The sequence below is a fragment of the Paenibacillus sp. 01T442 genome, from assembly GCF_056398345.1.
Genome location: NZ_JBFTPF010000133.1, coordinates 1 through 7,254, shown reverse-complemented (window position 1 = coordinate 7,254; position 7,254 = coordinate 1). Strand labels below are relative to the sequence as shown.

The window sequence follows — 7,254 nt, the reverse complement described above, 5'->3', positions numbered from 1 at the left end:
ATGTCTACCAGTAGTAATCTTATTTTTCCTCATATTGAATAAATCATCAAAAATCTCTTTTACATCGGTTTCAGTTAGAGGTTTCCCTTCAATATCTCTAAATTCTTTTACGATATATTTACTGACTTTCTCTAAAAAATCAGCCTTTTTTAGATCGAATTTTGTTTTTGAGCTTTTAATTTTCATTTCTTCTAGTTCTTTAACGATAAAATTAGTTAATTCAAACTTTGTACTCCCATTAACTACAGGCACAAAAATATTTTTTAATTTCCTGTTCCATTTATTAGGAAATGGAAAATACTTATGATTTCCATCTTTAGGGTTAAAGGGATCAATATATATTAAAAGACCGTCTTGTAAACTAAGAATCATATTGTGTCTATGTATTCTTTTTACCTTTGAAGATTTATATATATCTGCAATCACATTTGGAAGTTCATTTAACGGAACGTCTGTAATTTTGTTACAAATTAGAAATGTAAAAACATGATCTGTATGAAAATATCTAATATTAAAATCCAATCTATCTCTAAGTTTCTTTAGCCTTTCTATTTCTAACGAATAGTACTTTAATTGTTTTTTTTCTTMATTATTAATAGTCAATTGATTTATTCGCTCAATACGATCCTTGAAAGTAGGCGTAGCCTGGTTCCAAAATTGACATGGGACTTTATCAAAAAAAACCCTTTCATACTTTTTTATTTCATCTTCAAAATGTGCATCTAGCTGAAATCTTGATAGTGTTGTTACATCAGTTAAAGTTTCTTTTTTTTTCTTTACTGCAGCTAATTTGTTCAGGGCAGTTGCTAATTCAGTTTTATTAAGATCTGACTTGACCTCACCTATAGCTACAACTGTTTCCATTGGGAAAAATTTTGCTGATCCATCCTCAAAAAATGGTGTTGAAATTTTATCATAAATGACAATATCACATTGTGTGCTTATCCCTTCGTTACCTTCATGAGGATTTAAAATAAAACCATGATTAACTTCAAATTTTTTAGATACAACATTTCTCAGAAAAGTTCTTGCTACCTCTTCCCTGTACATGCCAAATTCGCCAGTATGAATTAAAGGTTTTTTTTCATGAGCGAATAATTTGGGGGCCCAGTGACAAAAATCCAAGGAAAACTTATAAATCTGTTGATTAATAATTTCGTTCAAGTAATAATTTGACATAATAATAGTTCCTTCCCGTTATAAATAAGTCTGAGCGTTACTCCACTTCTTACCATAAAATCATTCTTTCATTGCAATACCGCGGTATTATCATTAAGTTGTTATCTTCTTACAAAATGTTCAACTTTTTTCACTTTATTTATGGTAATCTTACCTGTTACTCCTTGCCTATAGTCTCCTGCCCCTAACCACCTCGGGTCTCTATCACGTGTAAAATCAAAAATTCTTAGCCAACTTTCTTCCTTTGTAATACTTAACTTTCCTTCCTTAAAATCATTAGATTCTTTTTGATCATCTGCACAGAATGAATCATTAAGAACCGAATGCCAGTTATCAAAACAAGATACTAATACATCTTCCTCGTGTAATTCGATTGTAAGCCTAACATAGCGCATCTTACTTTCAAAATAATAAGTATAAAGGGAACGCAGATCTGGTTTCTTGATCCACAGCCACACTGGATATTCCCCAGTGTAATTAGGTAGTCGCTGCTTCATTTGCTCCATCATCCAAAGATACTCTTTGGGATACATTGCATTTTGCTCTTCTCCTATAAGGTAGCCTAGATTTTGCATGTAATTCCAACGATCTTCATCAATAAGACTCCAATAGAGTGTCATTCCCAATCACACCTTCAATACATTCTTTATTGATCATATGAACAGAACCCTAGAAGGGTTATAGGTAAAAAAGTGTTTTATATTACACCCCTGAATGCCCCTTCCATGGCACGAACTTTCCATTAGGACATTTAAATAGCAATTCAACATCTCCAATCACAATACGAACCCCACCGTTCTGGAGAGCTTTACCTAATTCTTCTGATAAATACAAAGCATATGCATTTAACCAAGTCTTAAAGCCTTTCTGTCTCTTATCTTCTTGGAATTCCAGCCTTGACATCGCGTTGATTTGCTTCGCCAAATTATCCATTTCATCTGGTGTACGTATATGACAGAAACCGCTGGACTTCTCGCTTTGTTTATAAAAGTATCTAGGTGACATGCACTCATGATCCACTACATCTCTGTAAAAACCAAGAATTCCATCTTCAATATCGGGGAATGAAATGTACCTTACTTCAATAGTTTTAATATCATCCATCCATATCCCTCCGTTAAAAGAAATGTTTTAGTGTAAATTAGGTAATAATCCTAATTTTTCAATTGTAGCCATGTGAATTTCAGGAGATTCAATATATGCAGATTTGTCCTCTTTGACCCACATCTTAATGAAACCTAAAATTTCTATGGTACGTGAAATATCATCTATACAATTTCTAATTCTTGGAATGTCAGGGTTTGCTAAAATTAATAAAGTTTTATTTGTTGAAGATTGAAATTGCTTAATTAAATAATACAATTGAACACCAACATGTTTCTTAATCTGACCGTTGCCAAACACATATTCATTCTGCTTGTTAGCCATTGAGCCTTTAGATTCAACAATTAATGTATAACCATCTTTTGTACCTAACACATCTATGCCTGTCTGTGTATTAATTGCAAGCTTTTGAACTTTTACGCCACTCTGTTTAAAGAAAATTGCAACTGCATTGTTAACATCGTTTTCATTCATCATAAAAGGATCTGGACACTTGTGAATTGGAATTCCACTTTTGTTTTCTCTCACAATCTAGCCCCCATAAAAAGTATTATTTTAAGTACTTTTCAAATTCTGTAAGGCTGGTATTTGATAGAATTACTCTAGATCTATTTTTCATATTAATTAATAAATTTTCATCCTTATCTAGATTTTCAAACATATCAGCAATCCCCATTCTAAAATACTTCAAAAGCTTCTCAATATGAATAACCTTATGAGAATCTCCTAGTAAATCAACGTAAAATTGAAGTTCTTCTTCTTTTTTATCGCCATGAACATAATATATCTGTGAAGCTTGACCTTCTTTAGACAACTTAGATTCAGCTTTCATTGTATGAAGTACTGCACATCTAGCAGCATATATGYCTTTTGCGGTTAAAGGTTTATCAAAATGAGGTACCATGTATTTATTGACCCATTCCTCAAAATCTTTTCTCTGTACATCTCTTTTAATTGGAACTGTTAACGATGCAACGATATCAATTCCGCTATATATCAAAATTAATGTTGGTTGAATTAATTTATTCTCAAGAATCAGTTCAATTGATTTAATAATCTCCATAATAGAGTCATAAATAGGTTTAATAAAATTCACCCCCTATTAAATATTTGTTTTAAAGATAGTAACCTAATCTTTCAATATTTTCATATTTCCATCGTATCGATAATCAACAATATGATATCCTGCACATTTAGGACATCTTATTTGAGTTTTAGAATCTGCTAACTTCGTTTCTTTGCCAAATATCCAAAAGATCATCTCATAATTACAATTCGGACAATTATAAAAATAGTGAGAGTTAAAGGCTGCCTTACCGAATAATATCTTAAACAATATCAGGTTAAAAATTGCAGTAATTATCGCCCCTAGCAATACAGCCCACAAAAATCCTGAAAATACATAAATTATATAAGCAATTGGAAAATAGGTAATATAAGAGTACCAACGTGAATCATATGATTGTTTTAACATGTGGCTCGTGACTTTAATCAATGGGAGTTCTTCATTAATTTCCAAGAGATTCACTTCCTATTCTCTTTTTTAATATCCTATTCCCAATTTCAACTTAATATTGCTTTTTTGTCACTTCAACCACACATATAACTCCTTCTATATTCACGTTGTATGCTGTATCGGCAATGGCAAATGAAACAGCTCATAAATCAACCTTATCTGCGAATTTGAGTGCCTGTAATTGCTCCAATGACATGTCGCGGCTGTCTAAGTTGTCTCCATTGGGATTCATAAATAACACTTTCAACATTGGAGTATCACACTCTTTTCTAATCAAATCGTTGTTTTTTAACTTTAAGACTTTCCTTGTTGCCATAAATGTCTTCGTACTCACGCACTTTATTTAGTGCTTTTAATAATTCTGCTATTTGAGACTCAAGCTCTATTTCACGGTCTTCCAATGTATTTTCCACCTTATGAAATTATTTATTTATTTGAATATCATATTTAATACGTTCGTTATCAATAATTTCATATCCAAGTTTTTTATAAATTTCTATCAATTCGCTTTTGCTAATCCCATGTTCTCTTATCTTTCCATCAATATAGGTTAATTTTCTCTTAAAGCCCTGTTTTAAAGCTTCATTTTCAACAGTGGGTGCTATCTCTAATAGTAACTCATGCATCATACGACCGTGACCATTCCCCCTATAAATTTCATCAGAATGGAAGCCTATAATGAGTAGAGTACCATCTCCACAATATTCAAAGTCAAGATATCCAAGCTTTTCGTCATTAGAAGAATCGACGACAAATATTTGCTGTAATCCATTTGCGTTTTTCTTTAGTTTAGTAAGGTTGAATATTGCTTGAATTTTCATTCCTGCTTTATTTAACTTCTCTTTAATGATTAATTCATTCATTGGAACTTTCCCTCCTGAAAACACTTATGAAATCAACCTTTTAAGTTACTTGATAATCTCCAATACCTCTGCCTTTCCCTCAAATAAATACTCATATCCTTGCTGATCTACATCTACTCCAGTCCAATACTTCCATGCTTGCAAGTGATTGTATGCTTGGCTAAGGGTGTTAAGCCTAACATATTTGTCATGTGCCTTATGGATGCGGCCTGTTAGCGACAGCTTATAAATTGTTGGACTCTCATTGTTTTCTAATATTGGTTTCCAATAAGTTAATCCGTCCCAGTCTGTAACAAATAAGCAATTGAATCTTGAGGGTAACTCCGGGTCAATTTGCATTCGCTCAATTTCAAATAGATACTCTCTTGTTTTTAAAATATATTCTTTCCAAACCAAACTCATATCGTCAAGATAGTCTAAATCATGTTGATCTAACTGTTTACTTCTCAACCTCATGAATTCCGCTTTAAAATCTAGTTCTGGATTCATATTATAGTTAATGCTAAATCGACTTTCCATTAACTTATTTTGAATAGTTCCAATTTCAATTTTATTACCAATTTCCCAGTTATCCTTCTCCGCCCAACGCTTATTTCGTTGTATGTGAAAAAATTCCGCATTTTTTACTATTTCCAAGTTATAACCCCCGATGAACCTATCCTTTTATTAATACTACTCCTCTAGAAATGAAGGGGTAGTTATATACAATAAAAACTGTCTCCCCATATCTGATGTACGTGGAGCTACCATTCCCGTCCATGACATAGTTGCATTAAGAATATCTGAATTTGAGCTTATTAGACCTCTGCTGTATAAATCATTCACAATCTGATTTGTAAATTCTTTCTGGCCGACTAATTCTGGAAATCGCATGTTGATAATATGTCTGACTCCCCCCGTGCCCAACTCAACAAATTGACCACCCTCTTTAAGTTGCTGAAAAGGATCATTCAAAAAGTGTAACAACTTGAGATGCCATTCATTAAAAGAATCAATAAAATTCAGAAACATTTGCTGCAGATTCTCTTCAATGCTAATCGAAACAGCAGCATTTGTTGCTGCGTTAATTAGCGCAACACGCTTTACAGTTTGATGTGTCCTCATCGAAATTTGAATCACCTGAAGAACAGTACTTAGAAACCGATCATTGGTTGCTAGATCATCTAAATTAATACTATCCACCTTAGCTTCAATCTCTCTTAAGCGTTCATCAAGTAATATAATAATATTTTCTTTTCTCTTATCTGCAGGAGCAGCAACAACAAGCCCAAAAACTTCAGACAGTAACCCTCCAACAACAGGAACACTGCTCGCGGCGGCCTTGACAGTCGCATGAACGTAATCGCCTTTGGTATTTTTCAACTCATCTTGAATTGACATTTTGAGTCCTCCAATAAAATATTTTGAATAAATGAAATCACTAATTTATTTAAACTTATGACATGACTCTCCATTTCGGCAATATATTTTTGTCAATGTCAATGAAGATAAAACCATTCTATCATTAGATTAAAAACCCTGAATTTCCCATTGCATTCTAGTAATTATACAACAAAAAAGCCAGCTCTTGGCTGACTTAAATTAATCTTTAGTCTATTACTTCTTCATTTTTAAATCTTCTCAAAATTCTACCTAGAGCTGCATGTAAAACCTCTGCGTCATCAATACTAAGCCCCATTGAAACCTCTACCTCAGCTTCCACCATTTGTCGTTGTAGTGTATTGTGTATACGACTATTTAATCATGCATATGTAACCTAACATTCTGAACAAATCCTTTTAAAGTATTCAATCATCTCCACAAACTTGGTGTACACCAAATCTATCCGCTTCAACGCAGTCACTTGAAGGCAAGAGCGTTAGCAAATATATTAATACTACGAGAACCAATATGCCGCCAACTAAGTAAATAAAGTTACTTGCTGCACTCTTTGCCAAATCCTTAATATCAACAGGTGTATTTAAATTAACTTCTCTCMAAAATTCATATCTGCGTTCAATTTCTTCTCTCCAGATTTGTTCCTGTGAATAATTTTTCAATCTTTCAAGGTCAAGACTCATGGAAACTAAATACTTTTGGGGTTCTATGCAACTCCTGTAATCGCCAAGTATTTATTTTTATAATATCTTATCAGCGTTTATTTCAACTAAGATTTCATCATTAACTATGGTGATTATGTAATCATCAGCACGACCAGACTTACCAGACATGTAACCATCTTCTGTAAAAACATAGAATCTGTCCCGTTCTAATTGACTCATGAATTTTGGAATTCGTTTGTTGTACTTAGTATAAAATATACTTCGCTAAAAAATGAACTTAAGTAGTGCTAAAGACATACATGTTTCCAGGTATTGGTAGATGCTTTATAATAAAATTGGCATTTAATCGCGGAAAGCAGCGAATTATGGAAGCTTGGGTTAAAGCAACGCTTTTTTTCACTCTCTCCCCCTTTTTGTCATTCTTGAGGAGTGAACCGATAATGACTACAATGGCGGAACTTGTCCAATTGAAAGCTAGAATTGAAAATGCTACAAATAGAAGTGCCCATTTGTACATGATCAATAAACCAAGGACACGCAACCCTCAGTT

The 7,254-nt window shown here is 33.0% G+C and carries 11 protein-coding genes; all 11 read right to left on the bottom strand.

All coding sequences use genetic code 11. The annotated features are described in order from the left end of the window. Nucleotides 1–1,179 (bottom strand): DUF6602 domain-containing protein (locus tag AC1DLM_RS33975; RefSeq protein ID WP_477572448.1); only part of this gene is annotated, 1,179 nt, incomplete at its 3' end. A gap of 101 nt (nucleotides 1,180–1,280) precedes the next feature. After that, nucleotides 1,281–1,799, bottom strand: a complete 519-nt coding sequence (locus AC1DLM_RS33970; protein ID WP_441991636.1) for a DUF3841 domain-containing protein — start codon at nucleotides 1,797–1,799, stop codon at nucleotides 1,281–1,283. Nucleotides 1,800–1,881: 82 nt separating this feature from the next. Then, nucleotides 1,882–2,283: a hypothetical protein gene (locus AC1DLM_RS33965; RefSeq protein WP_441991637.1), complete on the bottom strand. Its 402-nt coding sequence runs from the start codon at nucleotides 2,281–2,283 to the stop codon at nucleotides 1,882–1,884. A 27-nt stretch (nucleotides 2,284–2,310) separates the two neighbouring features. Then, a complete protein-coding gene (locus AC1DLM_RS33960) occupies nucleotides 2,311–2,811 on the bottom strand; it encodes a hypothetical protein (RefSeq protein ID WP_477572447.1) in 501 nt (166 codons plus the stop codon). Between the two features lie 22 nt (nucleotides 2,812–2,833). Beyond that, nucleotides 2,834–3,346: a hypothetical protein gene (locus tag AC1DLM_RS33955; protein ID WP_477572446.1), complete on the bottom strand. Its 513-nt coding sequence runs from the start codon at nucleotides 3,344–3,346 to the stop codon at nucleotides 2,834–2,836. A 66-nt stretch (nucleotides 3,347–3,412) separates the two neighbouring features. Next, the gene (locus tag AC1DLM_RS33950; RefSeq protein ID WP_441991640.1) at nucleotides 3,413–3,802 is read right to left on the bottom strand and encodes a hypothetical protein; all 390 of its coding nucleotides are present in this window, start codon (nucleotides 3,800–3,802) and stop codon (nucleotides 3,413–3,415) included. Nucleotides 3,803–4,068: 266 nt separating this feature from the next. Beyond that, the gene (locus AC1DLM_RS33945) at nucleotides 4,069–4,200 is read right to left on the bottom strand and encodes a hypothetical protein (RefSeq protein ID WP_441991641.1); all 132 of its coding nucleotides are present in this window, start codon (nucleotides 4,198–4,200) and stop codon (nucleotides 4,069–4,071) included. A gap of 21 nt (nucleotides 4,201–4,221) precedes the next feature. Further along, nucleotides 4,222–4,662 (bottom strand): GNAT family N-acetyltransferase, encoded by a 441-nt coding sequence (locus tag AC1DLM_RS33940; RefSeq protein WP_441991642.1) that lies wholly within the window; start codon nucleotides 4,660–4,662, stop codon nucleotides 4,222–4,224. Nucleotides 4,663–4,707: 45 nt separating this feature from the next. Next, nucleotides 4,708–5,298 carry a DUF2441 domain-containing protein gene (locus AC1DLM_RS33935; RefSeq protein ID WP_441991643.1) on the bottom strand — a complete coding sequence of 197 codons (591 nt, stop codon included), beginning with the start codon at nucleotides 5,296–5,298 and terminating at the stop codon, nucleotides 4,708–4,710. A gap of 36 nt (nucleotides 5,299–5,334) precedes the next feature. Beyond that, nucleotides 5,335–6,042, bottom strand: coding sequence for a hypothetical protein (locus tag AC1DLM_RS33930; protein WP_441991644.1), 708 nt, complete (start codon nucleotides 6,040–6,042; stop codon nucleotides 5,335–5,337). A 407-nt stretch (nucleotides 6,043–6,449) separates the two neighbouring features. Beyond that, nucleotides 6,450–6,722, bottom strand: coding sequence for a hypothetical protein (locus AC1DLM_RS33925; RefSeq protein ID WP_477572445.1), 273 nt, complete (start codon nucleotides 6,720–6,722; stop codon nucleotides 6,450–6,452). Nucleotides 6,723–7,254: the final 532 nt, after the last annotated feature.

Excerpts from the sequence above, each read along its gene's own strand:
- AC1DLM_RS33970 (WP_441991636.1), bottom strand. The coding sequence starts at position 1,799 with ATGACACTCTATTGGAGTCTTATTGATGAAGATCGTTGGAATTACATG.
- AC1DLM_RS33965 (WP_441991637.1), bottom strand. The coding sequence starts at position 2,283 with ATGGATGATATTAAAACTATTGAAGTAAGGTACATTTCATTCCCCGAT.
- AC1DLM_RS33940 (WP_441991642.1), bottom strand. The coding sequence starts at position 4,662 with ATGAATGAATTAATCATTAAAGAGAAGTTAAATAAAGCAGGAATGAAA.
- AC1DLM_RS33930 (WP_441991644.1), bottom strand. The coding sequence starts at position 6,042 with ATGTCAATTCAAGATGAGTTGAAAAATACCAAAGGCGATTACGTTCAT.